We start from the raw sequence: 24,518 nt of genomic DNA, 5'->3' as shown, positions 1-24,518 counted from the left end.
TATCCTATTTTATTTATTATTTTTAAAAGCTTGCAATGTTTTATAAAAATCTTCTTGTATTGGTAGGTCTTTTGGTATTTCTCGTAATGGTTCAACTGCTTCTAATGATTCATGGCAATCGGCTGGCAATTGTTGATATAATCGTGTACCAGCTGTTTTCCAATAAATCATTTCATCACTCACTTGTTTTATCACTTTTCCCGGATTACCAACAACCAAACTACGATTAGGTATTTTAGTTTCGGCTTTTACAAAAGCCATAGCGCCAACAATACATTCATCACCAATTTCGGCATCGTCCATTATAACGGAATTCATACCAATCAGGCAGTTTTTGCCCAAATTAGCCCCGTGAATGATAGCACCGTGGCCTACGTGAGCGTTTTCTTTTAGGATAATTGATTTCCCTGGAAACATGTGCACCGTACAATTTTCTTGTACATTTACACCGTCTTCTAAAATAATCTGTCCCCAATCTCCGCGAATCGCAGCTCCAGGGCCGATGTAACAGTTTTTACCAATAATTACATTTCCAGTAACTGCTGCTTGTGGGTGTACGAAACTACTTTCGTGTACAACAGGCGTGTACCCTTTAAATTTATATATCATATTATTTATGATTAGTGATTGGGAAAGATTGGTGAATACCGATTTTATTTAAAATCTTTAAGCTTTTCTTTTGTGAATTCTGAAAGCACTAAAGTACCACTAGTGGCAGCGCGTTCAGCTAAAAGCTCATCCCAGTTTTCAGTACCACTCCAGAAAACGGCTTTCATTTCTTTTATCGCTTCTGGATTGTAAGTACATAAATGTTCGGCAGTTGCATTTACAGCGTCGTCTAACTCTTCCATGCTATCATAGACTTGAGCAAATAATCCTTTTTGTTGTGCCCATTCTGCTGAATAAAACGCATTGGCGTCGATAGCGATTTGCGACATTGCACTCAAGCCTATTTTACGCTCGATTGCTGGACCGACAACAAATGGTCCGATACCAATATTTAATTCACTTAACTTTATTGCAGCAAATTTCGTTGCCATACAATAATCGGTCGACGCTGCTAAACCTACGCCACCTCCAACGGTTTTACCTTGAACACGTCCGATAATGAATTTAGGACATTTACGCATCGCGTTAATTACATTGGCAAATCCTGAAAAGAATACTTTTCCAGTCGCCGCATCATTAATATTTATTAATTCGTTAAAACTAGCTCCAGCACAGAACGTTCTATCTTTTCCACTTTTTAAAACAATAACTTTAATAGCGTCGTTTGTTCCTGCCTCTGTTATGGTTTGTGCTAATTTTGCTAAAATATCTCCCGGTAAGGAATTGTGCGCAGGATGATAGAATTCTATATGTCCTACTTCGTTTTGTATGTCTAATGTTACGTATGGTGTGTTCATCTTTTTTATATATCAATGCGCAGGTGTTACGCATTCGTATTAATATTTCCTTTAGTAATTTATGAAAGTGTCCAATCGGGATTCATCGCCATTATATTCTACTTCCATTCTCTTTTCCACTTTTTAGCTGTTTTTTTCTCTTTTAATAGCTACCCTTATAGCGGTATGCTCTTCGAAGTAAACTAGCTTCTAAATATTATAATGGCCTAAGAGGGTTATATAAGTAGCTACTTTATGTTATTTAATTCTGCTCTGACTATTATTTGTTACCCCAACTTAAAAGAGGTGATTTCTGTCGTGCGTTAAAATATATGTGTAATACTTTTTAAACATCTCATATAAATTAAGGCGTCTGCGCAATATGTGCGCAGTGACATCCTAATAAAATTACAACAAATGGAACACCCCTTTTCTATTTAAACTATCCATCCTATAAAAAACAAAAGCTATTTTCGTTTAGGACAACCGACTTCTCGGGTGTTTCGAACAGTTTAATTTGTTACAGCAAATTGAACTGTTCGAAATGATGATTAAGGTGTTTACGCTCTAATAAATACCATTCGTATTTATTCATATCACCAAAAACCATATTCTTTAAAACAACGTCCGAATTTTCTTTGAAGAATAACAGATATGCGTCTCTTGCTTCTACTAATTTTGCTTTAGCTGTTTCGAAATCTGGGTGTTTTAAATCTTCTAATTCGCCTTTTTTATAAGTTGGGAATACTGTTCCTTTAGGAAACTTATCATAAGTATATAATGAATTATGGACTTTCTCCACTATTTCCTCAGGCGTTACGCAATTGAAATCCTGGATTTCCCCTGATGCTATTCTATACCCCTCTTCTAAATGTTCTAATAAATGTTGAGGTGTCAAAATACCCCATTGTGGTTTTGTGTCTGCCGTTAATATACTTAAACAGTCTTCTATTTTCTCATCGGTAATTTCTACAAACGTTTCTTGTTTCTTTTGTACCATAGTTAAAATAGTAGCGACGGCGACAAGTTCGTCTTCGGCATCAAAAACCTCAACAAACCATTTAACAATTCCGCTTGGGTGTTCTGCCGAAGCAACATCTCTATCTACTTTTTGCTTACATGTTAAACGTGCATAAACGGTATCGTTATGGTATAATGGACGTAAAAAACGGCAATCTTCTAATCCGTAGTTAGCAGAAACCGGTCCTTTGTTTGGATATACAAATAACCCTGCCGCTGCCGAAATTATAAAATAACCATGTGCTGTTCTTTTTTCGAAAATACTGCCCTCTAAAGACGTGATATCGGTGTGCGCATAAAAATGATCCCAAGTGACATTAGCAAAATTAATGATATCGGTATCTGTAAACGTTCTTTTGTGCGTTTTTAAAGACATCCCCGGTTGGATATCTTCCCAATGGTATTTAAACGGATGCTGTGGGGCGTCCTTATATTTTGAGTTAGGCTGATAAATACCTGTAATTTCTGTTAATGTACTTGGAGAACCTTGAATAGCGGTACGCTGCATATAGTGTTTTACACCTCGCATTCCACCCATTTCTTCTCCTCCACCAGCGCGCCCGGGTCCACCGTGCACTAAACTTGGTAACGGCGATCCGTGGCCCGTGCTTTCTTTTGCACTCTCACGATTGATTACTAAAATTCTTCCGTGGTGACTTGCTGCATTGATAACATAATCTTTAGCAATTGCATCGTTATTTGTGGTGATAGAAGACACTAACGACCCTTTACCTAATTGCGCTAAAGTTATTGCTTCGTCTAAGCTCTTGTACGGCATAATGGTACTTACTGGACCAAAAGCTTCTGTTTCGTGCACCGCTAAGTTTTTAAAAGGGTCATCTTCGCGTAATAAAATAGGTGAGATAAACGCCCCTTTTGAAGCATCGGCTCCAATAGTTTTAACGTGGTTTAAATCGCCATAAACTATTTTTGCTGTTTTAGACAATTCTTGAACGCGCTCGCGAACTTCTGCCACTTGCTCTTTACTTACTAAAGCGCCCATTCGCACTTCTTTTAATCGCGGATCTCCAATAGTGACTTTATCTAAAGCCTTACCTAAAGCAATCTGAACATCTTCGACTAAATTTTGAGGCACAATAATACGACGGATAGCCGTACATTTCTGTCCCGCTTTCACGGTCATTTCTGTACGGACTTCTTTTATAAACAAATCGAATTCTGGTGTTCCCGGTACGGCATCTTCTCCAAGAACTGAAGCGTTTAATGAATCGGCTTCCATAGTAAAAGGCACCGATTCGTCTATGATACGTTGATGTGATTTTAATAAACGACCAGTAGTTGCCGATCCTGTAAACGTTACGACATCTTGAGACCCTACACCATCTAAAATAGTTCGTGCAGAACCTGCTATTAATTGTAACGCTCCTTCTGGTAAAATACCTGAAGCTATAATTTCGCGAACAACAGCCTCGGTTAAAAAAGACGTATTTGTTGCTGGTTTTACTACTGCCGGCATTCCTGCCATCCAATTAACTGCACATTTCTCTAACATTCCCCAAACTGGAAAATTGAAAGAATTAATATGAATCGCGACCCCTCGTTTAGGCACCAGAATATGATGTGCCATAAAGCGTCCGCCACGAGATAAATCGATAGGTTCGCCTTCTACGTGATACGACTGATTAGGGAATAATTTACGCAAGGATGCATTGGCGAATAAGTTTCCGAAACCTCCTTCAATATCTATCCAGCTATCTACTTTTGTTGCTCCGGTACGGTAACTTAATTCATAAAAAGCGGCTTTCCTTTTCGTTAAGTACAGCGCTAAAGATTTTAGCATATTACCGCGCTCTTGAAAAGTCATTTTTCTAAGGACTTCACCTCCTTTTGTTCTTCCATATTGAAGAATTTCGGCAAAGTCTAAGCCTTCGGTATCAGATAGTGCTACAATTTCTCCAGTAACGGCGTCGTGCATTGGCACACCTTCTCCATTACCTTCTATCCATTGCCCTGTGACGTAATTCTGTAATTTTTTCATCGATTACTATTTTATCTTTTCCTAAATAAAAGGAAACTATGATTTATCTATCTCGATTGTATTTATCTAAACACAGTCTCGAAATGATCTGTTTATTTTAAACCGTTTTACTGCGTTAGCGATTAAACGGTGTGTTTTGAGCTCTCCAGACTTTTTGTGTCTGGAAGCGAGTAGTGCAAGCGCGACCCTTGTGGTAACGCCCAAATGCTACTTGCTTACGTTTTCAATAATGGCGGCGTAACCTTGACCAACCCCAACACACATTGTAATTAAGGCGTAACGCTTGCTCTGTTCTTTCAGTTCTATAGCGGCCGAAAAGGCAAGTCTTGCACCCGTAACGCCAAGCGGGTGACCAATGGCTATAGCACCTCCGTTTGGATTTAATCGTGGATCGTTATCTGCCAATCCCCAAGCACGTGTGCACGCTAAAGCTTGAGCAGCAAAGGCTTCGTTAAGTTCGATGATATCGATATCGTCCATAGTCAACCCGGCTTTTGCTAAGGCTTTATTTGAAGCTTCGACTGGGCCAATTCCCATAATTCTTGGCGCGACACCGACAACTGCCGAACTAACGATGCGCGCTAGTGGTTTTAAATTGTATTTTTTTACAGCGTCTTCTGAAGCGATAATGGTCGCTACTGCACCGTCGTTTAATCCTGAAGAATTTCCTGCTGTTACGCTTCCTCCTTCTTTTTTAAATGCTGGGCGAAGTTTTCCTAATATGTCTAAAGAGGTCGTTGGTTTTACAAACTCATCTTTTGAAAATTTAATAGGATCTTTTTTACGTTGCGGAATTTCGACGGTTATAATTTCTTTTGCTAAACGGCCATTTTCTTGCGCTTTAGTCGCTTTTGTCTGACTCCAATAAGCAAAAATATCTTGATCTTCTCGCGAGATATTGAATTTTTCGACAAGGTTTTCTGCCGTATTCCCCATACCGTCTGTACCGTATTGCTGTTGCATTTTAGGATTGATAAAACGCCATCCGAAAGTAGAATCGTACAGTTTAGAATCGCCTCCAAATGCTGATGATGGTTTTGCCATTACGTAGGGCCCACGCGTCATATTCTCAACTCCTCCAGAAATAAACACATCGCCATCTCCTGCTTTAATAGCTCGATTAGCGTGAATAATTGCCGACAATCCTGAGGCACATAAACGGTTTACGGTTTCTCCTGGGACTGTAACTGGTAATCCTGCTAATAATGACGACATTCTCGCCACGTTACGGTTGTCTTCTCCCGCCTGATTGGCGCAACCCATTATAACATCGTCGTAAGCTTCTTTTGGAATACTAGGATTTCTTTTTACTATTTCTGAAATGACCAAGGCGCCTAAATCGTCTGTACGAACAGCGGAAAGTGTTCCTTTGTAACTTCCTATTGGCGTTCTTATACCATCTATTATATATGCTTCCATTTTATTATTTTATTTTTAATTGCCGATGTTAGATTACGGTTTTTGAAGCCTCATTTGCTTCGTTAACTTTTATCTCATCTTGCCATTATACTATTTTTATATTTTTAATCTAAGGACTTTTATACCTTTGTATTACAAGACATTTTATTCCCAGTCTTTATTTGTACGATACACTACGCCTTTAAACAAAGCAACTAATTCGTCACCTCGCTTTACTTCTATAATATTAAACCCTAGCTTATTTTTTACGGATTCTATAACAGATTCTGCCGTAATATAATCGCCTTCGTTCAATGCTTCAATATGATTAATACTGGTTTCTATAGACACAGCAAATTTTCCGTGAGTGTTTGCGGCAAAACCAAAAGCGGTATCAGCTAGGGAATAACTTATTCCGCCGTGCGCTTTACCCATACTGTTTAGCATTTCCTTTCTAATCGTCATTGCGACTTTGCAACGTCCTATTTCAGAGTCTAGAATTTCTATTCCTAACCACGTACTATAGGAGTCGAGACTTAGCATATTTTTAGGTATGAGGTGTCCTTTTGTAGGCATTAGCTATTTGGTATTAGTGATTAGGTGTTATTTTTTTATAGTAAAACAGTCCTTCGATTACACTCTAGGAAACCTCTGTTTCACTTAAAACATCGTCCCAGTTTTTTTTTTAAGAATTCCTACGTTGCAATCGTAATAACTACGTATTTAAAAGAATGTTTTGTTTTCATTTTTCATTCTTCTAAGCAATGGACTGCAGCGGTATCTATCTTCGTGATAGTCGTTGTATAAAGCATCTAATTTTGAAACGCACCAATTGATACCTTTTTCATCTGCCCAAGCCAATAATCCTTTTGGATAGTTCACCCCTTTCGTCATTGCTATATCAATATCTTCGGCCGAAGCGATATTTAAAAACAGCGCATCTGTTGCTTCGTTAATTAACATTACCAATACACGATCGAAAATTGTTTGCGCTAAAACTTTATCTTCTTTCGGTTCTGCGTTTAAAGCGCCTTCTGAATAATCATAAAATCCTTTCCCTGATTTTCTTCCTAAATATCCTGCTTCGGCAAATCGTTTTTGCGTAAACGACGGTTTGTATCTTGGGTCGAAATAGAACGCTGTAAACACTGTTTCGGTTACGGTATAATTAACATCGTTACCTATAAAATCCATTAATTCGAAGGGTCCCATTCTAAACTTTCCGATGGTTTTCAAACTGTAATCGATAGTTGCAAAATCGGCAATTCCTTCTTCGTAAATACGCAACGATTCGCCATAAAATGGTCGCGCTACTCTATTAACAATAAATCCTGGTGTGTCTTTCGCTACCGCAACAACTTTTTTCCAATCTAATAGGGTTTGCTTTGCTTTTTCTAAAACTTCTTTTGAGGTTTGAATAGCGGGTACAACCTCAACTAACTTCATTAATGGTGCTGGATTAAAAAAGTGGATGCCAACACAACGTTCTGGTTTTTGCAATGATGCCGCTATCGAGGCTATGGACAAGCTTGACGTGTTCGAAGCAATTATACAGTCCTCTGAAACATAACGTTCAAGTTCTATAAACACGTTCTTTTTAACCTCTATGTTTTCAACAATAGCTTCAATCGTTACATTAGAATCTGATAATTCTTTTAAAGTATTAACATAAGAGATATTAGATTGAATACGCGTTTTCTCATCGGCATCAACGCGTCCTTTTTCTATTAAACGTGTTAATATTTTTTCTAAAGCGGCTTTAGCTTTATCTAAAGCAGATTGGTTTAGATCAAATAATTTAACAGTACAACCTGCTGTCGATGCGACTTGCGCTATTCCGGAACCCATTGTTCCTGCTCCTATTATTCCTACGTTCATATATTAATATCGAATTTTGAATGTTGAATACAGAAAATTGAATCACACACGCTTAGTTGTGCTTATATTCCGTATTCTAAAACATTCTTTTTTGTTATTATGAGATGCTTAACTATTATATTACTACTTATCTCCCTTTAAATTCTGGTTTACGTTTTTCCATAAATGCAGCAACACCTTCTGCATAATCATCACTTTGAGCGGCTTCAATTTGAAATATAGACTCTAAAGCTAATTGTTCTTGTAAAGTATTTGTTACCGATTTATTAAACAATTCTTTTATAAACCCTAAAGCTTTTGTTGGCATATTGGCTAATTTTAAAGCGAGTTTAGAAACTTCTTCTTCGAATTGTTCCGCCGGAATAGCCTTGTAAATCATTCCCATTTTATCGGCGTCTTCGGCAGATATTTTATCGCCTAACATTGCTAAAGCCGATGCTTTTTGAAAACCAATTAATCGCGGTAAAAAGAATGTACCTCCACTATCTGGCACTAAACCAATTAAGCTAAACGCTTGTATAAAGCTTGCTTTTTCGTGGGCTACAATAATGTCGCAGGACAATGCAATGTTAGCTGCTGCACCAGCGGCAACACCATTTACTGCCGCAACGATTGGTTTTTTAATGTTTCTAATACGCGTAATTATAGGGTTGTAATGCTCGTCTAATATTTTTTTAAATCCAGGGTTTAAATCAGGATCTGTAACTTCTTTTAAATCTTGACCTGCCCCAAATGCTTTCCCACTTCCAGTGATAACAATTGCTCGCACCTCATCATTTTTTTCGCAAGCATCTAATGTATCTTGAAATAAAAAGGCCATTTCACGATTAATACTGTTAAACACTTCTGGTCTGTTTAGCGTAATGGTCGCTACTTTATTTTCGATTTTAAGCTGAATGCTTTCTGTCATAATTTATATTTTTTTGTTTTAAATTAATAGTGCTTCTATAGAAGAAACACTACTCAATAAAAAAATGAAAATCGTATCAATTGTTATTTTTTGTACGAGGTATGAGGTTTTTACTTGCGCGAGATTACTATTTTAAACATTTAAAATAATCAAAAGGCTCTTGGCAATCGTCGCACTGAAATTGTGCTTTACATGCCGTGGAACCGAATTGACTCACTAAACGTGTGTTTTGAGATCCGCAATTCGTACACTTTACAATACGTTTTCCGTTTAGCAATACATCCTTGTCTGCTTCTGCACCCAAAGGCGCTGCTATACCATAATCCTCTAAAGCTTTCCGGCCGCGTGGCGTAATCCAATCGGTGGTCCAAGCTGGAGCCAAAATCAATTCTATTTTAGAATCGTATCCCGCTACTTTTAGTACGGTCTTTATATCGTCTCCAATGACGTCCATAGCCGGGCAACCACTATATGTTGGTGTGATTTCGACGTATACTATTTTGTTTTTTATGACTGCAGAACGCACTACTCCCATATCCATAATTGATAAAACAGGAATTTCAGGATCTGAGACGTGTTCTAAAATTGGAATTAAAATCTCGTCGATATTTTGTTCTGTTGTCATATTTATTTTAAGATATAATCTCTTTACGTTTTCGTTTTAACTATAATCTTTCGACTGTACCGGAGGCCACATTATTATTACTATACCCTTTTTTCTCACTGTTTAGTCGAGAACAGTCAAGACCTCGTTACCATTGCGATTTACACTTCTTCTTTAATCTACGACCTCTAGACGGCATGTAAAGAGGCTTTATAAATTAATTACCACTCCATATTTGGATAGGCAAGCTGCATGTACTGCATATTGCTTAAGATATAACCGAAATGTTCTGTGTGAATTCCTTTTTTACCGCCTTTTTGAAACCATTTCGATTCAGGTATTTTTAGAGTCGCTTCTTCTAAAACAGCGCTAACTAGCGAATAGTATTTAACTTTGAGTGCGGTTACATCGACACCAATTCCTTCAGCAACCATTGCTTTATCGGCCGCCGTTTGATGAAATAATTCGTCGGTGTAGGTCCATAATGAATCGATAGCTTCTTGCATTTTATCGTGACTCACGGTTGTACCGTCTCCTAAACGTTTAATCCAATCTGTTGAAAAACGTTGGTGATAGCTTACCTCTTTAATTGATTTTTTAGCGATTGCAGTCAAGGTAATATCATGACTCTTTTGAAGCTCTTGTAAAAATAACAAGTGGTACACATCAAACAAAAACTGACGTGCCATTGTGTAAGCAAAATCTCTGTCTGGTTGCTCCACTAATAGTACATTTACATAATCGCGCTCTTTACGAAGAAAAGCAATGGTATCTTCGGTCGCATCACCGCCTTTTAGTTTTGCTGCGTATTGGTAATAACTTCTTACTTGGCCAAATAAATCTAAGGACATATTTGTACACGCGATATCTGTTTCTAAACTTGGCCCGTGCCCTGTTAGCTCGCCTAATCTTTGTCCTAGAATTAGGGAGTTATCTGCGATACCGAGAATATAATTATATAAGTTTTCGTTTTTCATATTTGCTTTCCACGACCGTGGGATTCTTTTTATTGAATGAGACTTCTCTTCCTATTTTAAAGTATTAAACTACAACCTCTCGACTGCGCTAACGGAGACACTTTAATTCTTAGTAGACTTTTTCTCGATGTTTGGTCCAGCGCAGTCGAGATCTTGATTGCCTCTAAAAACGTTTATTTAATTCGTGAGTTTCCCATTTTCGTGGGAATTGTAATTTAAAGCACGCTTACATTACATATATTTCACGTCGTCTGGAAGATCGTAAAAGGTAGGGTGACGATATACTTTATCTTGAGCAGGCTCGAATAACTCGCCGTTGTGCTCTGGATTTGAAGCCGTAATATCTTTAGATTCTACAACCCAAATACTTACCCCTTCATTTCTTCTCGTGTATACATCTCTTGCATTCTCAAGTGCCATTTCTGCATCGGCAGCGTGAAGGCTTCCAAAGTGACGATGTTCTAATCCGTTTTTACTGCGTACAAAGACCTCCCAAAGTGGCCAGTTTTTTGTTGACATAATTATATTTTTATTTGTGTAATGTTCTTTTAGCAGCGCTAAAGACATCGTACAATTTAAATTGCTTGTTTTATTTTACGTTCTGCTTTTTTCTCGGCGTGAGCCATTGCTGCATCGCGTACCCATTCGCCACCTTCCCAAGCGTCAATTCGCGCTTTCATGCGTTCTTTATTCATTGGACCGTGACCTTTTACTACTTGCCAAAATTCGTCCCAATTAATCTCTCCAAAATCATAACTTCCACGCTCTTCGTTCCATTTTAAATCGGGATCGGGGATGGTTAAACCAATTAATTCGGCTTGTGGTACGGTTTGATCTATAAATTGCTGACGTAGGTCGTCGTTAGATTTTCTTTTTAGTTTCCATTTCATAGATTGTTCGGTATGCACAGATTCGGCATCTGTAGGACCTAACATCATTAAACTAGGCCACCACCAGCGATTTAGTGCATCTTGCGCCATATCTATTTGTTCTGGTGTACCTTGGGTTAATTTTAGCATGATTTCGTAACCTTGGCGTTGGTGAAAACTCTCCTCTTTACAGACACGCACCATTGCGCGAGCATACGGCCCGAAGGATGTACTACATAAAGGTACTTGATTAATAATGGCTGCACCATCTACTAACCAACCAACGGCTCCCATATCTGCCCAAGTTACTGTGGGGTAATTAAATATTGAAGAGTATTTTGCTTTACCCGAGTGTAATTGCTCGTATAATGCGTCTCTAGAAATACCTAACGTTTCGCAAGCGGAATATAAATATAAACCGTGTCCAGCTTCGTCTTGTACTTTCGCTAACAAAGCGACTTTACGACGCAATGTTGGCGCTCGAGAAATCCAGTTACCTTCGGGTAACATACCTACAATTTCAGAATGTGCGTGTTGCGACATTTGCCTAATGTGAGTTTGACGGTATTTATCCGGCATCCAGTCCTTAGGTTCTATTTTTTCGTCTCTAGCAATGCGCTCTTCGAATTGCTTTTCTAAGTTTTTAATTTGTTCTTCACTCATTGTATTATAGTATTAGTGAATATTATCTTGGTATTGCGTTAAGGATTGCGGCGACATCCTTTTTTGTTTTTCTCAAAAAAGATATAGCGAAAAGCCTGACCCTTTAAGGTAACGCCCCAATTATTATTTTAAAAAAAATCACAAACTATTTTAGAGTTTATGATGCCTTATAATTAAGGTCTTATACATCGAAATCGACTACCACTTTATCTGTTGTTGGTACGGCTTGACAGCTTAATATGTAGTTTTGCGCCACTTCGTTATCGTCGAGGGCATAATTTACTTTCATTTCTACGGCACCTTCTTTAACTTGGCATTTGCAGGTGCTACATACGCCTCCTTTGCAGGCGAATGGCAAATCGGCTCCTGCAGCCAAAGCACCATCTAAGATGTTATCGAAATCGTCGTCCATTATAAAATGAAATTCTTTTCCGCCATCTATAATTGTAACTTGAGTGCCTTCTACTTTTTTATCTAAAACTTCGGCGATATGTTTATTTTCTTCTTCGCTACTACCAGAGAAAAACAGTTCATAATGAATTTTTTCTTTCGGTAATCCAGCAGCTTGTAACTCGTCGCTAATTAGAAAAATCATATCCTGAGGACCACAAATAAAAGCATGATCTGTATCTGGAACATCGATAAACGTTTTGGTTAACACAGCCAACTTTTCTTTATCGAAACGGCCATTTAAAAACGGAATATCACGTTGCTCTTTAGTTAAAAAATAAAACACTTGAAATCTTCCAAAATACTCATTTTTAAGCTGTTCGATCTCTTCCTTAAAGATAATGGATTTTACGGTTCTATTCAAATAGAAGAGTTTAAATGTACTGTTTGGCTCGCTTTCAAGGTGTGTTTTTATAATTGACAGCATTGGTGTAATGCCACTTCCTGCAGCAAATGCAATATAGTTTTTTGCCGTTGCGGGATCGCAGTCTATATAAAACTCACCGTGAGGCGGCATTAATTGTAGCGCGTCGCCTTGTTTTAAAGTGTTAAAGGCGTAGTTAGAAAACACGCCGCCGCGAATGGTTTTTACGGCAACTTTCCATTGATTATCTAACGGACTTGAGCATAAAGAGTAGTTACGACGAATGTCTTCTCCGTTAATTTCTTTTCGTAAAGTTAAGTGCTGTCCTTGTTTAAATTTAAAAGTCTCTTTTAAATCTTCGGGAATATCGAAAGTAATGACCACTGTATCTTTCGTCTCCTTATATATATCTGCAACTTTTATGTTGTAAAAATCTGCCATATTGTATTCACTAATTTTAACTAACACCTGTTAGTTTAAGCACAAATTTACAAAATTATTTAATACCTAATTGTTAATGTTTACGAGTTAATACCTTTAATTAAAATATGACTTAGACTTTTAGATAGGCTATTTTTATCTAATGCTTCTTTTTTAGGAATCCAAAGGTATAACGAGCGCAAAGTAGACAAGAGGGAGAAGAGTATAATTTCTGGGTTTTCATCTACAATCTCTTTATGCTTTATGCCCGCTTTAATAATGTTTCTAAAATCTTCTTCGTAGCCATTTCTCAAGGTTAAATAATACTCTAGTTGGTCTTCAAGATGCATCCAATCGTTATTTAAAGATGCCATACCATAGGTGTTTTCGCTGGCTATTTTAATATGTAACTCGACAATATCGGTTAATTTCTGGGCGGTAGCGGTATCGGCATTTTTAATGCTATTCATTTCATTGGTAAATTCTTCGGCTATAGAAATGATAATGGTATTAAGAAGCTCTTGCTTGGAATTGATATGATTATATAAGCTAGCCGCTTTAATCCCCAATGCTGTTGCTAAATCGCGCATTGTTACCGCACTATATCCTTTTTTCTTAAATAGTTTTGCTGCAGCTTTTACAATTTCGTCTTTTCGGTTTTGTGGCTTCATTTTAAAAGGTATGACTCTGTTTTGTTAAGATTATAATCAAACGTTAATCTTAATCTATGCGTAAGATTAATTTATAACTTTGTGTACTTACTTTAATGATAGAATTGACAACCGTTATGGACAGCAATATAAAAACAAATCCCTTAATTGATAAACTTCCGCCACATTTAAAGCAATTTATTAAACCACAAAATTACGCTGATTATTCGCCAATAAACCAAGCGGTTTGGCGCTATGTAATGCGTAAAAACGTGTCGTATTTAAGTAAAATTGCTCACGAATCTTATCTTAAAGGTTTGGAAATGACGGGGATTTCTATTGACGACGTGCCAAGTATGTATGGTATGAATAGGATTTTAAAGAATATTGGTTGGGCTGCTGTAGCTGTCGATGGATTTATTCCTCCAAATGCGTTTATGGAATTCCAGGCGTTTAAAATTTTAGTAATAGCCTCGGATATTCGCCAATTAGAAAACATAGAGTACACACCAGCTCCAGATATTATTCACGAAGCGGCAGGCCACGCACCTATTATTGCGAACCCAGATTATGCAGAATATTTAAGACGTTTTGGTGAAATTGGATCGAAAGCAATCTTGTCGTCTCACGACAATGATATGTACGAAGCAGTGAGAAAACTCTCTATTTTAAAGGAAGCTGCCACGTCTAGCGCAGAAGAGATTAAAGAAGCCGAAGATTTAGTAAATACACTTCAGGATAAAAAGGTGCCCCTTTCTGAAATGGCTCAAATTAGAAATTTACATTGGTGGACTGTAGAATACGGATTGATTGGCTCCTTAGAAAATCCGAAAATTTACGGTGCAGGATTGCTATCTTCTATTGGAGAAAGCACATGGTGTATGACCGATAATGTGAAGAAAAAACGCTATAGTATTGCTGCTGCCGAGCAAGAGTTCGATATTACAAAACCACAACCACAGCTATACGTTACTCCAGACTTCGCGTATTTAATGCAAGTTTTAGAAGAATTCTCGAATACAATGGCCCTAAGAAAAGGAGGCTTTAGAGGGTTGCAGAAACTTATAGACTCTAAGAAAATTGGCGCGATTGAATTGAATACAGGCTTACAAATTTCGGGTATATTTACCGAAATGATTACCGATGAGGACAACAACGTCGTCTTTTTTAAAACCGAAGGCCCTACAGCTTTAGCCAACCGCGAAAAAGAGTTAATTGGTTTGGGCATCGAAGGAAACCCTGATGGTTTTAGTTCTCCTATAGGCAAATTAAAAGATATTAGTTTAGCGATTGAAGATATGGGGCCACGAGATTTAAAAGCGTATAACTTTTACGATGGAAAACGTATTGCTTTTGAATATGAAAGTGGGATTTTAGTTGAAGGGCTTAATATTACAGGAATTAGAAATATCTACGGAAAACTGATTCTTATTGAATTTGAAGATTGCACGGTAACCTATAAAGAGCGCGTCTTATTTTCGCCCGAAGATGGTATTTTCCGCCTTGCGGTAGGCTCGCGTATTGTCTCTGCGTTTGCAGGATCTGCAGATTATAGGTCTTACGATAATCTTTACCACGTATCGCTTACCGAAACTAGGAAAATTGAGAAAAGTGCTGCCGTTTTAGAATTAGAAAGCTTATATTCTACAATCAAAACGTTAAGAGCTGAAAACTCATTTAGCTTAGATACTATTAAAACAGTATTTAACACACTTAAAGACAACCATCCATTAGATTGGCTATTACCTATTGAATTGTACGAACTTCTCCATAAAACTGAAGCCGCAGAATTAAAAGAAAATATTATAGGGCACTTAGAAATGATTAAATTAGCTAAGCCTAAGGCCACTCATTTAATTGAAGATGGGGTAGCATTAATTAAAAAATAATAAAACACTATGGGACTTTTAGATTTTATTTTTGGAGCAAAAAAAAGAGAAGTACACGCTTTTCTGGATAACAACGCGGTAATATTAGATGTCCGCTCACAGCGCGAGTGGGATAATGGGCACATCGCAAATTCGGTGCATATTCCTTTAGACGAGTTAAATACGCGCGTCCAAGAAGTAAAAGCTCTAAACAAACCTATAATTACGTGTTGTGCTAGTGGTGTGCGCTCGTCGAAAGCTGCAAAGTTTTTAAACTTAAATAATATTAGCGCTACAAATGGTGGTGGTTGGCTCGGTTTAAAAAGTAAATTATAATTTTAAATCCTTTAACGTTTCTTGTAATTTTTCGGGCGTTTCAATAATTGTTTCGTTGTATTGCAACGTCCAGCCCAAAGAATGCGTTAAAATATAAAACTTAGAGAGTTCGCTAATGAGTCTGTTTTTAGCATTCGCTTTTAAATCAGAATTTTCAATCTTTTTCATCAAAGCTCTATTTACTTTATCTTTAATGGCGTTATAATCTTTTGCTGCAAACGGGCTTAAAAAATCGGCTTGAATATCATAATATTCAAAATCGGGATAGATTTTAATTTCTTCTTCGGGAATATTTAAAATGTACAGCGTTTTATTTTCTTCATCTATTTTATATTCAATTTTGCTTAAATCGTACGCAACCGTAACTTCTGCATTTACAACAACGAGTGCTTTCTTTTCAACATTAATAAAGTTCCCAAATAATGCTTCAGATTTGTTGTAATTAAAAACCTGACTAAAATACCCTTCGGTAACCACCAATTTGCCCACATTTTTAAGTTGCTCTTGTATAAGTGCAGAATGTTCTTTTAAAATAATTTTATCTTCATTCTGGTCGCCACAATATTTAAAGGTGAGCACGACTACTAGCGTTATAACAACGCCAAAAATTAAATTTCGCATAAAACCAATATAAGAAAACTTCTAGCTTCCATTATAAATTAGACCTAAAAAAACATCAGCAACACGAAGCAATTAAAAACTTGCAAGTTACTGATGTCCTAAATATAAATATGATTAATAGCAGTATAAACATACAAAATTATGATTTCCGCTCACGAAAAAATCGATAAGCAGCAGTAAAAGTTGTTGAAAGGCTATAATTAAGAAAAACTAAAAAGACATAAAAAAAACATCAATACAAAAGTAATTAAAACTCTAAGTGTTGATGTTCCTAATTGATTAATAGCCTTTTAAAGGTACACTTTATATTAGCACAATCCATAATTATTCGACAAACGGTTAATTAAATTGATAAACATCGAAGTCTCATAAAACGCATTAGAAATTAATGTTTAAGGACTGTAAATGAGCTATTTTACGCTGTAAATCTTCAAAAAATTTTAAATGAGCTTGAGAGGACGGGTTAAAAGGTTTGTGAATGAGTCCTTTTTGAACCGCGTCAATCTCTTTCATAATAGGTGTCGCTTTTGGTACAATCCAAGCGGATTGAAATTGCTCCCAAATATAATGCACAGCCGTCATATTAGGATGCAAAAGGTCTTCATTATAAAAGCGGTAATCGCGAAGTTCGTCCATCATAATTTCGAAAGACGGGAAATAAGAGACTCTTTTATCGCTGTTAGACTCCGTTTTTAGAAGGTGATGAATAGCAGCAATTAAGTGCGATTTGCTTAATGTATTTTCAATAAAACCATCCTTTATATGGCGCACGGGAGATACGGTAAAAACAAACTGAACTTTAGGATTAATCGCCTTCACCTTACTAATAATAGTTTCTAAACTCTTAGTGATTTCGGCGATGGTTAATAAGCACTTCTCAAACTCCTTTTGTGGCACTTTATGACAATTAGCGACAATTAAACTGCTTTCTTTTAACGCATATACCCAAGCCGTTCCTAGCGTGATTATAATATGAGAGGCTTTTTTAAGCTGATAATTGGTTAACTCCAATTTAGCATTTAAAGTGGCTAATACCCCTTCTTCCGAAGTGCAACTTAATTTTGAATGCGCATCGTAGCATTGCCAACGTTCATTGTAATAAAAAACATCGTCTTTTGTATATACTTTTTGCTGAAGTGCGTTAACTATGAGATTTTCAATCGCTTTGGGATGAAATAAAATCCCGAAGGGATTGGACGTATTTTGAAATTTAAAATAACTAAATTTCTCTGAAATATTTTCGGCAAAACAAGACCCAAATAGCACAACGTTAGACTCGTAATCGATAGGATTATCGGCTTTTTGTATTGGTATTTGGGTTTGAAGTTTCACTTTTTAATTTTATGATAACTATTGAATATAGTTTTTAGCTTGGTAAAGCGCTTGCTCAATTCCTGCAGGGTTTTTACCTCCAGCAGTTGCAAAGAACGGCTGGCCACCACCACCACCTTGAATAAGCTTTCCTAATTCGCGAACCACTTGCCCCGCGTTAAGGTTGCGTTCTTTAACCAATTCTTTAGAAATATAACAGGTTAACATCGCTTTATCCGCTTCGGCAGTTGCGAATAATAAGAATAAATTTTTATGTTTACTTCCTAATTCAAAAGCAACATCTTTAATTCCCGAGGCATCTAAATCTATTTTTTTTGCCAAGAACTGAATCCCGTTAATTTCTGTAAGTTCATTCGCTAATTCACCTTTTAAATTCTTCGCTTTATCTTTTAGTAAGCTTTCAATTTGTTTTTTTAACGCCGTGTTTTCATCTTTCAAAGATTCTAAAGCTTTTACAGGCTTTTTGGCGTTGTTAAGCAAATCTTTCATTTCAAAAAACGCACGATTATTTTCAGAATAAAAGTCTTTCACCGCATCGTTGGTAATGGCTTCTATACGTCTTATTCCAGATGCGACGGCACCTTCTGATACTATTTTAAAATGCCAAATATCGGCAGTGTTTTTTACGTGTGTCCCACCACAAAGCTCCATAGATTGTCCGAAACGAATAGTACGCACTGTATCGCCATATTTTTCACCAAACAAAGCTACTGCTCCTTGTTCCAATGCTTTTTCCATTGGTACCGATCGGTGTTCTTCTAAATCCAATTTACCTTCAATTCTTGCATTCACAAAATCTTCAACATCGCGTAATTGCTCTGGTGTTACTTTTGAAAAATGAGAAAAGTCGAAGCGTAAATATTTTGAGTGTACTGCACTCCCCTTTTGCTCTACGTGCAGGCCTAAAACTTCTCTTAAACCTTGATGTAGTAAGTGTGTTGCTGTGTGATTACATTCGGTGCGAGAGCGTTGTTTTGTATCTACTGCCGCCGTAAACGCTGCGTTTAAATTAGAAGGCAAATTTTTAGAAAAATGAATGATTACGTTATTTTCCTTTTTAGTATCAAGAATATAAACAACATCACCTTTGGCGTCTTCTAAATATCCTTTATCACCGACTTGGCCACCACCTTCAGCATAAAAAGGGGTTAAATTAAACACTAACTGATACATCTCTCCCTCTTTTTTAGAGGTTACTTTTCTGTATCGTGTAAGTTTAACTTGGGCTTCTAAGTGGTCGTATCCTACAAATTCTTCAACGGCATCTTCTATTAAAATGATCCAATCTTCGGTAGACATTTCACTGGCAGCACGCGACCGTTGTTTTTGTTTTTGTAATTCTTCGTTAAATCCTTTTTCGTCTAATTCCAATCCTTTTTCAGATAAAATTAGAGCGGTTAAATCTATCGGAAAACCATAAGTATCGTATAATTGGAACGCTTTATCTCCAGAAACTTCCTTTCCTTTTGTGGTCTCAATAATTCTATCTAGCAACACTAAGCCTTGATCTAACGTTCTTAAAAAAGACGTTTCCTCTTCCTTTATTACATTTTCTATTAACTGTCTTTGGCTTTTAATTTCGGGGAACGCGTCGCCCATTTTTTTACTTAAAACGCTTACTAATCTGTAGATAAACGGTTCTTTTTTATCTAAAAAGGTAAACCCGTAACGTATAGCACGACGTAAAATTCTACGAATGACATAACCAGCCCCCGTATTACTAGGTAACTGCCCGTCGGCAATAGAAAACGCCACAGCACGAACGTGATCAGAAATTACACGAATTGCAATATCGATTTCCGCGTCTTTACCATACTCTGTATCAGTAATAGTTTCAATCTCACGAATAATAGGCGTAAAAACATCGGTATCGTAATTAGATTTCACGTCTTGTAACACCATACACAAACGCTCGAATCCCATTCCTGTATCGATATGTTTATTTGGTAACACCTCTAGAGAACCATTGGCTTTACGGTTGTATTGCATAAATACCAAATTCCAGATTTCTACCACTTGTGGATGATCTTGATTTACAAGGTCTTTACCTGAAACTAATACTTTTTCTTCTGGGGTACGAATATCGACGTGAATTTCGCTACACGGGCCGCAAGGGCCTTGATCGCCCATTTCCCAGAAGTTATCCTTTTTATCCCCCATTAAAATACGGTCTTCAGGAATAATTTCTTTCCATAAATCGTACGCCTCTTGGTCCATTTCTAGAGCATCGCCATCGTTGCTACCTTCAAAAACGGTAACATATAGTATGTCTGGATCTATTTTGTAAACGTCTATTAAAAGCTCCCAAGCCCACGCAATCGCTTCTTTTTTAAAATAATCACCAAAACTCCAATTCCCCAGCATTTCAAATAACGTATGGTGGTAGGTATCGTAACCTACTTCCTCTAAATCGTTATGCTTACCCGAAACACGTAAACATTTTTGCGAATCGGTTAAGCGGGTGTTTTTTGGTTTTGCATTTCCTAAAAAATATTCTTTAAAAGGCGCCATTCCCGAATTAACAAACATTAAGGTAGGGTCATCTTTTAAAACCATTGGTGCAGATGGCACAATACTGTGTTTTTTATCTTCGAAAAAACGTAAATAGGTAGAGCGAACGTCTTGAGATTTCATAATGTATTTAGTATTCTTACTTCTGTTAAATTACTATTAACAGTAAATTGTTTTTAATTTTTATCCCTTAAATTTATCTCTTAAATTTCAAGGGAGCTAACCTACAATTATACTAATATCAAAAATATTACGATAATATTTTTGTAGGTTTGTTCGTTAACTAATCAATTAAACTCTTTTTTTTAATTGATTAGCATTGCAAAAATAGCATAAATTAGATAATGAGTAAGGTAAAATATTATTATGATTCAGATACATTATCGTATCGCAAAATAGAACGTAAAAAAAGACGTACAATTAAGTATGCCTTGTTTTTTTTATTTGCCGCTGCACTGTTCGGTTTTGTGGTTGTTTTTATAGGAAGTCAGTACTTAGAATCACCCAAAGAAAAAGCCTTAAAACGCGAATTAAGTAATATGCAGATTCAGTTTAATTTACTGAATAAAAAAATGGACGACGCAGAAACTGTTCTCGCTAACGTAGAAGATAGAGATAATAATATTTACAGATTATATTTTGAAGCTAACCCCATCCCTGAAGAGCAGCGAAGAGCCGGTTTTGGAGGTGTAAATCGATATTCGAAATTACAAGGTTACGATAATTCTAAAATAATTACAGAAACAAGTAAACGTTTAGATGTCTTACAAAAACAGATTGTAGTGCAGTCCAAGTCTTTAGACGAAATTGTACTTTTAGCCGAAGAAAAAGAAAAATTCCTGGCTACTATTCCTGCTATTCAACCGGTAAAAAACGAAGATTTAGCACGCGTAGCTTCAGGTTATGGTTATAGAACTGATCCTTTTACAAAAGCAAGAAAATTTCATTATGGTATGGATTTCACCGCCTCTCGAGGGACTCCTATTTATGCGTCTGGAGATGGTGTCGTGATTAGAGCCGATAATAACTCAACAGGTTACGGTAATCATATTAGAATAGATCACGGTTATGGATACGTCTCTTTGTATGCGCATATGTATAAGTACAATGTAAGAAAGAACCAGAAAGTACAACGCGGCGATATTATTGGATTTGTAGGCAGCACTGGTCGCTCTGAAGGCCCACACTTACACTATGAAATTTTTAAGGATGATGAACGCATCAACCCTATTCATTTTTATTATGGCAGTTTAACAGCCGAAGAGTTTGATAAACTTCTCGAGCACGCTTCATTAGAAAATCAATCTTTAGATTAATGCATATAGAACTCTCAGAAAAACGCTATTACGCCATTGGCGAAGTAGCCAAAGCATTTAAGGTGAACACCTCATTAATTCGGTTTTGGGAGAAAGAATTTGATGTGTTAAAACCAAAGAAAAATGCCAAAGGAAATCGTAAGTTTACACCCGAAGATATAGAGCATTTAAAATTTATTTATCATCTTGTAAAAGAAAGAGGTTTTACGCTTGAAGGTGCCAAAACACACATAAAAGATGAACGCAGACAAACACTTTCGACTTATGAAATAATTAGTAAATTAGAAGGTGTAAAAAACGAACTTATTAAACTAAAAAACCAACTTTAAAACTAACTATTATGAAAAAATGGCTTATCCCTGTAATTATTTTAGGAGTACTTGTTGTAGTATTCTATTCTTGGGGAAAAAACTTTAATAACACAGCTATCGATTTAAAAGAATCGGCTACCAAATCTTGGGGTAATGTAGAGAGTAGTTACCAACGTAGAAACGACCTTATAGGGAGTTTAATAAAAACAGTGCAAGGTGCTGCAGATTTCGAGAAAAGCACTTTAGAAGCTGTTATTAATGCACGTTCTAAAGCAACCTCTGTAACAATCGACCCTTCGAATATTACACCAGAACAATTGCAAAAATTTAACCAAGCGCAAAGCGGAGTAAGTAGTGCATTATCGCGCTTATTAGTCACTGTAGAGCGTTATCCCGATATTAAAGCGAACCAAAACTTTTTAGAATTACAGTCGCAATTAGAAGGAACCGAAAATAGAATTAATGTAGCGAGAGATCGTTTTAACGAAGCAATCGAACCGTATAACAAGCATGTTAAACGTTTCCCTAATTCTATTTTAGCGGGAATTTTTAACTTCGAACCAATGGATTACTACAAAGCTGAAGCAGGAAGTGAGAAGGCTCCGGACGTAGATTTTGATTTTAAATAAAATATGCCAAATACAACTGAAGCTTTTTTAACACCAAGTGAAGAAAAAGAAATTGTAGCCGCTATTCGGGTTGCAGAAAAACAAACCTCTGGAGAAATTAGAGTACATATAGAGAAGACCTCTAAAGGCGCCATTGAAGATCGCGCTTTAGAAGTGTTTTCCGAACTAAAAATGCACAATACAGCACAACGTAACGGCGTGCTAATTTATGTTGCTGTAGACGATAGAAACTTTGCGATTTACGGTGACCAAGGTATTAATGCAGTCGTTACAGAAACGTTTTGGGACGATACCATATACAGTATACAAACACATTTTAAGAATGGTAAGTTTAAACAAGGTTTAATCGACGGTATTTTAAAAGCAGGAGAGCAGTTACAAGGGTATTTCCCTTGGGATGATACCGATAAAAACGAACTCTCAGATTCTATTTCTAAAGGTTAAAAAACACTATGTTCGATTCTCTATCCCGTAGATTTCATTTAAAATCATTGAAAAAAAGCGCACTATTCTTAGTCTTTGCTTTATGTTCAATCTCACTCACTTTTGGACAGTTCGACATTCCAGAAAAGCCCCCTTTAAAAGACGGCGGACAAACGAGTGTTTACGACTATTCCGATTTACTATCACCAAATGAGAAAAGCACTTTAGAAACTAAACTTATTAAATATTCTGATAGCACATCAACACAAATCGTGGTTGCTATAATTGCCTCTACTGAAGGCGAATATATTAATTATCTCGGCGCTAATTGGGCTCAAGAATGGGGTATTGGAGATGCTAAAAAAGATAATGGAATTTTTATTTTACTAGCACGAGACGACCGTAAAATAGGAATAAGTACAGGAAAAGGGACAGAGCATTTAATGACCGATGCAATGTCCAGACGTATTATAGAAATAGATATTATACCCTTCTTTAAACGCAACGATTATTACGGCGGATTAAACCGCGGTGCCGATGCTATTTTTGAGGTTATGCAAGGCGAGTATACTGGAACGCGAGAAACCGCCTCAAAAGAGGGATTCCCTGTTGGTTTAATGTTTTTCTTATTCATTGTATTTATTGTCATCATAGCTTCTATTTCTAAAAATAAAAGAGGCGGTGGCGGTGGAAACCATTCTAACAGACCTAGTATTCTCGATGCTATTATTTTAAGCAGCGCTGGACGCGGCGGCTTTGGCGGTGGTGGCTTCGGTGGTAGCTCCGGCGGAGGCCTTGGTGGCGGAGGCGGCTTTGGTGGCGGTTTTGGTGGTGGTGGTTTTGGTGGTGGTGGAGCTTCGGGCGGCTGGTAAAACTTATTGCCTTTTAGAAATAATTTCACTATTTCAACTTCTTTAGCGTAATAAAAGCTCTATAAAATTTAGCCTTTTAGCAACGAAGCCAATTACAAATTATAGGAAATGCTCTTTATCTCTTATGAGATAACATTAAAACACTGTCCAAATTGCGGACAAACTTACCATACTAAAAGACTTTCGAGTGTTTCAATTTTAGAGGCCTTAATTAATAATATATTTTCATTAGAGCAATCTTTTCTTAAAACATTAAAGTAGAGTTACTAAATCCTAGCATCTTACCATTCAGATTACTGGAATGGATTTAGAGGCTAATACTATAGTCCTATTAAATTCTTAACTGTCGCTGCATTATTCTTTTTGTTACCTTTTTTGTTGGTGGACGATTTTCTAAGAATTACAGTAACCAATACGATTTCTGTACATTTTACTTTTCTGTTTCTAAACATAATATTCTTCTCTTTAATCGCTTTTATTGTTTATAAAAAACAGAAGAAGAATTATATTAAACTTAAAATCAATTATTTATAACGTTAGTCTCTGGTCTATTCTTTTTGTTCCAATTTCAATATTTCTAGAGTTGCTGAGTTCAACCCATAAGTGCAACACACTTATTATTTAGGACTTCAATAGGGTTATTATAATTAAACTTTCTAATTGGTCTGTAATTTAGCAATTTTTCTACTTCTTTTATTCTCTTGACTGAGAC

Annotated in this window: 23 protein-coding genes and 1 pseudogene; 7 read left to right on the top strand and 17 right to left on the bottom strand. The window is 36.7% G+C overall.

Annotated features, from left to right (window positions below; translation table 11 throughout):
* Positions 1-9 precede the first annotated feature (9 nt).
* The 13 genes from ES677_RS12890 to ES677_RS12830 all read right to left on the bottom strand — a co-directional run bounded on the left by ES677_RS12890 (position 10) and on the right by ES677_RS12830 (position 13,608).
* Entirely contained in the window at positions 10-609 is a 600-nt protein-coding gene (locus tag ES677_RS12890) for an acyltransferase (protein WP_148381452.1), read from the bottom strand.
* Between the two features lie 44 nt (positions 610-653).
* Complete coding sequence (locus ES677_RS12885) at positions 654-1,406, bottom strand: enoyl-CoA hydratase/isomerase family protein (protein ID WP_148370412.1); 753 nt, start codon at positions 1,404-1,406, stop codon at positions 654-656.
* 499 nt (positions 1,407-1,905) lie between these two features.
* Positions 1,906-4,404 carry a phenylacetic acid degradation bifunctional protein PaaZ gene (paaZ, locus tag ES677_RS12880; RefSeq protein ID WP_148370413.1) on the bottom strand — a complete coding sequence of 833 codons (2,499 nt, stop codon included), beginning with the start codon at positions 4,402-4,404 and terminating at the stop codon, positions 1,906-1,908.
* A gap of 207 nt (positions 4,405-4,611) precedes the next feature.
* Positions 4,612-5,823 (bottom strand): 3-oxoadipyl-CoA thiolase, encoded by a 1,212-nt coding sequence (pcaF, locus tag ES677_RS12875; protein ID WP_148370414.1) that lies wholly within the window; start codon positions 5,821-5,823, stop codon positions 4,612-4,614.
* Positions 5,824-5,967: 144 nt separating this feature from the next.
* Positions 5,968-6,378: a hotdog fold thioesterase gene (locus tag ES677_RS12870; protein ID WP_148370415.1), complete on the bottom strand. Its 411-nt coding sequence runs from the start codon at positions 6,376-6,378 to the stop codon at positions 5,968-5,970.
* A gap of 147 nt (positions 6,379-6,525) precedes the next feature.
* Positions 6,526-7,680, bottom strand: coding sequence for a 3-hydroxyacyl-CoA dehydrogenase NAD-binding domain-containing protein (locus ES677_RS12865; RefSeq protein WP_148381451.1), 1,155 nt, complete (start codon positions 7,678-7,680; stop codon positions 6,526-6,528).
* Between the two features lie 127 nt (positions 7,681-7,807).
* Entirely contained in the window at positions 7,808-8,590 is a 783-nt protein-coding gene (locus ES677_RS12860) for an enoyl-CoA hydratase-related protein (RefSeq protein ID WP_148381450.1), read from the bottom strand.
* A 127-nt stretch (positions 8,591-8,717) separates the two neighbouring features.
* Positions 8,718-9,215: a 1,2-phenylacetyl-CoA epoxidase subunit PaaD gene (gene paaD, locus ES677_RS12855; protein ID WP_148381449.1), complete on the bottom strand. Its 498-nt coding sequence runs from the start codon at positions 9,213-9,215 to the stop codon at positions 8,718-8,720.
* A gap of 200 nt (positions 9,216-9,415) precedes the next feature.
* Positions 9,416-10,171: a 1,2-phenylacetyl-CoA epoxidase subunit PaaC gene (paaC, locus tag ES677_RS12850; RefSeq protein ID WP_148381448.1), complete on the bottom strand. Its 756-nt coding sequence runs from the start codon at positions 10,169-10,171 to the stop codon at positions 9,416-9,418.
* A gap of 231 nt (positions 10,172-10,402) precedes the next feature.
* Positions 10,403-10,690 carry a 1,2-phenylacetyl-CoA epoxidase subunit PaaB gene (paaB, locus tag ES677_RS12845; protein ID WP_148370420.1) on the bottom strand — a complete coding sequence of 96 codons (288 nt, stop codon included), beginning with the start codon at positions 10,688-10,690 and terminating at the stop codon, positions 10,403-10,405.
* A 56-nt stretch (positions 10,691-10,746) separates the two neighbouring features.
* The gene (paaA, locus tag ES677_RS12840) at positions 10,747-11,703 is read right to left on the bottom strand and encodes a 1,2-phenylacetyl-CoA epoxidase subunit PaaA (RefSeq protein WP_148370421.1); all 957 of its coding nucleotides are present in this window, start codon (positions 11,701-11,703) and stop codon (positions 10,747-10,749) included.
* A 181-nt stretch (positions 11,704-11,884) separates the two neighbouring features.
* Positions 11,885-12,958, bottom strand: a complete 1,074-nt coding sequence (paaE, locus tag ES677_RS12835; protein WP_148370422.1) for a 1,2-phenylacetyl-CoA epoxidase subunit PaaE — start codon at positions 12,956-12,958, stop codon at positions 11,885-11,887.
* 80 nt (positions 12,959-13,038) lie between these two features.
* The gene (locus ES677_RS12830; protein ID WP_148370423.1) at positions 13,039-13,608 is read right to left on the bottom strand and encodes a TetR/AcrR family transcriptional regulator; all 570 of its coding nucleotides are present in this window, start codon (positions 13,606-13,608) and stop codon (positions 13,039-13,041) included.
* Positions 13,609-13,724: 116 nt separating this feature from the next.
* Between ES677_RS12830 and ES677_RS12825 the strand changes: the two genes are divergently transcribed.
* Positions 13,725-15,476, top strand: coding sequence for an aromatic amino acid hydroxylase (locus tag ES677_RS12825; protein WP_148381459.1), 1,752 nt, complete (start codon positions 13,725-13,727; stop codon positions 15,474-15,476).
* A gap of 9 nt (positions 15,477-15,485) precedes the next feature.
* Positions 15,486-15,791 carry a rhodanese-like domain-containing protein gene (locus ES677_RS12820; RefSeq protein ID WP_148370424.1) on the top strand — a complete coding sequence of 102 codons (306 nt, stop codon included), beginning with the start codon at positions 15,486-15,488 and terminating at the stop codon, positions 15,789-15,791.
* Here ES677_RS12820 and ES677_RS12815 read toward each other — a convergent pair.
* The 3 genes from ES677_RS12815 to alaS all read right to left on the bottom strand — a co-directional run bounded on the left by ES677_RS12815 (position 15,786) and on the right by alaS (position 20,378).
* A complete protein-coding gene (locus tag ES677_RS12815) occupies positions 15,786-16,412 on the bottom strand; it encodes a DUF4230 domain-containing protein (protein ID WP_148370425.1) in 627 nt (208 codons plus the stop codon). The genes ES677_RS12820 and ES677_RS12815 overlap by 6 nt on opposite strands.
* Before the next feature lie 378 nt (positions 16,413-16,790).
* A complete protein-coding gene (locus ES677_RS12810; protein WP_148381447.1) occupies positions 16,791-17,744 on the bottom strand; it encodes a GSCFA domain-containing protein in 954 nt (317 codons plus the stop codon).
* An 18-nt stretch (positions 17,745-17,762) separates the two neighbouring features.
* Positions 17,763-20,378 carry an alanine--tRNA ligase gene (gene alaS / locus ES677_RS12805; protein ID WP_148370427.1) on the bottom strand — a complete coding sequence of 872 codons (2,616 nt, stop codon included), beginning with the start codon at positions 20,376-20,378 and terminating at the stop codon, positions 17,763-17,765.
* Between the two features lie 221 nt (positions 20,379-20,599).
* On the opposite strand from alaS, the gene ES677_RS12800 reads away from it, so the two are divergent.
* The 5 genes from ES677_RS12800 to ES677_RS12780 are packed head-to-tail and all read left to right on the top strand — an operon-like array spanning position 20,600 to position 23,806.
* Positions 20,600-21,571, top strand: a complete 972-nt coding sequence (locus ES677_RS12800; RefSeq protein WP_148370428.1) for a M23 family metallopeptidase — start codon at positions 20,600-20,602, stop codon at positions 21,569-21,571.
* Entirely contained in the window at positions 21,571-21,900 is a 330-nt protein-coding gene (locus ES677_RS12795) for a MerR family transcriptional regulator (protein ID WP_148370429.1), read from the top strand. Before ES677_RS12800 ends, ES677_RS12795 begins: the two co-directional genes overlap by 1 nt.
* Before the next feature lie 11 nt (positions 21,901-21,911).
* A complete protein-coding gene (locus tag ES677_RS12790) occupies positions 21,912-22,511 on the top strand; it encodes a LemA family protein (protein ID WP_148370430.1) in 600 nt (199 codons plus the stop codon).
* Positions 22,512-22,514: 3 nt separating this feature from the next.
* On the top strand, positions 22,515-22,955 hold the full coding sequence (locus ES677_RS12785; protein WP_148370431.1) for a TPM domain-containing protein: 441 nt from the start codon (positions 22,515-22,517) through the stop codon (positions 22,953-22,955).
* A gap of 8 nt (positions 22,956-22,963) precedes the next feature.
* Positions 22,964-23,806, top strand: a complete 843-nt coding sequence (locus tag ES677_RS12780) for a TPM domain-containing protein (RefSeq protein ID WP_148381446.1) — start codon at positions 22,964-22,966, stop codon at positions 23,804-23,806.
* A 592-nt stretch (positions 23,807-24,398) separates the two neighbouring features.
* Here ES677_RS12780 and ES677_RS15960 read toward each other — a convergent pair.
* A pseudogene (locus ES677_RS15960) lies at positions 24,399-24,518 on the bottom strand (IS30 family transposase); the annotation flags it as partial.

Origin of the sequence: Bizionia gelidisalsuginis (assembly GCF_008086185.1) — a bacterium.
In the GTDB taxonomy this organism is placed as follows: Bacteria; Bacteroidota; Bacteroidia; order Flavobacteriales; family Flavobacteriaceae; genus Bizionia; species Bizionia saleffrena.
Note: the sequence above shows the minus strand (reverse complement) of the source record. Positions and strands in the feature narration are given on the sequence as shown.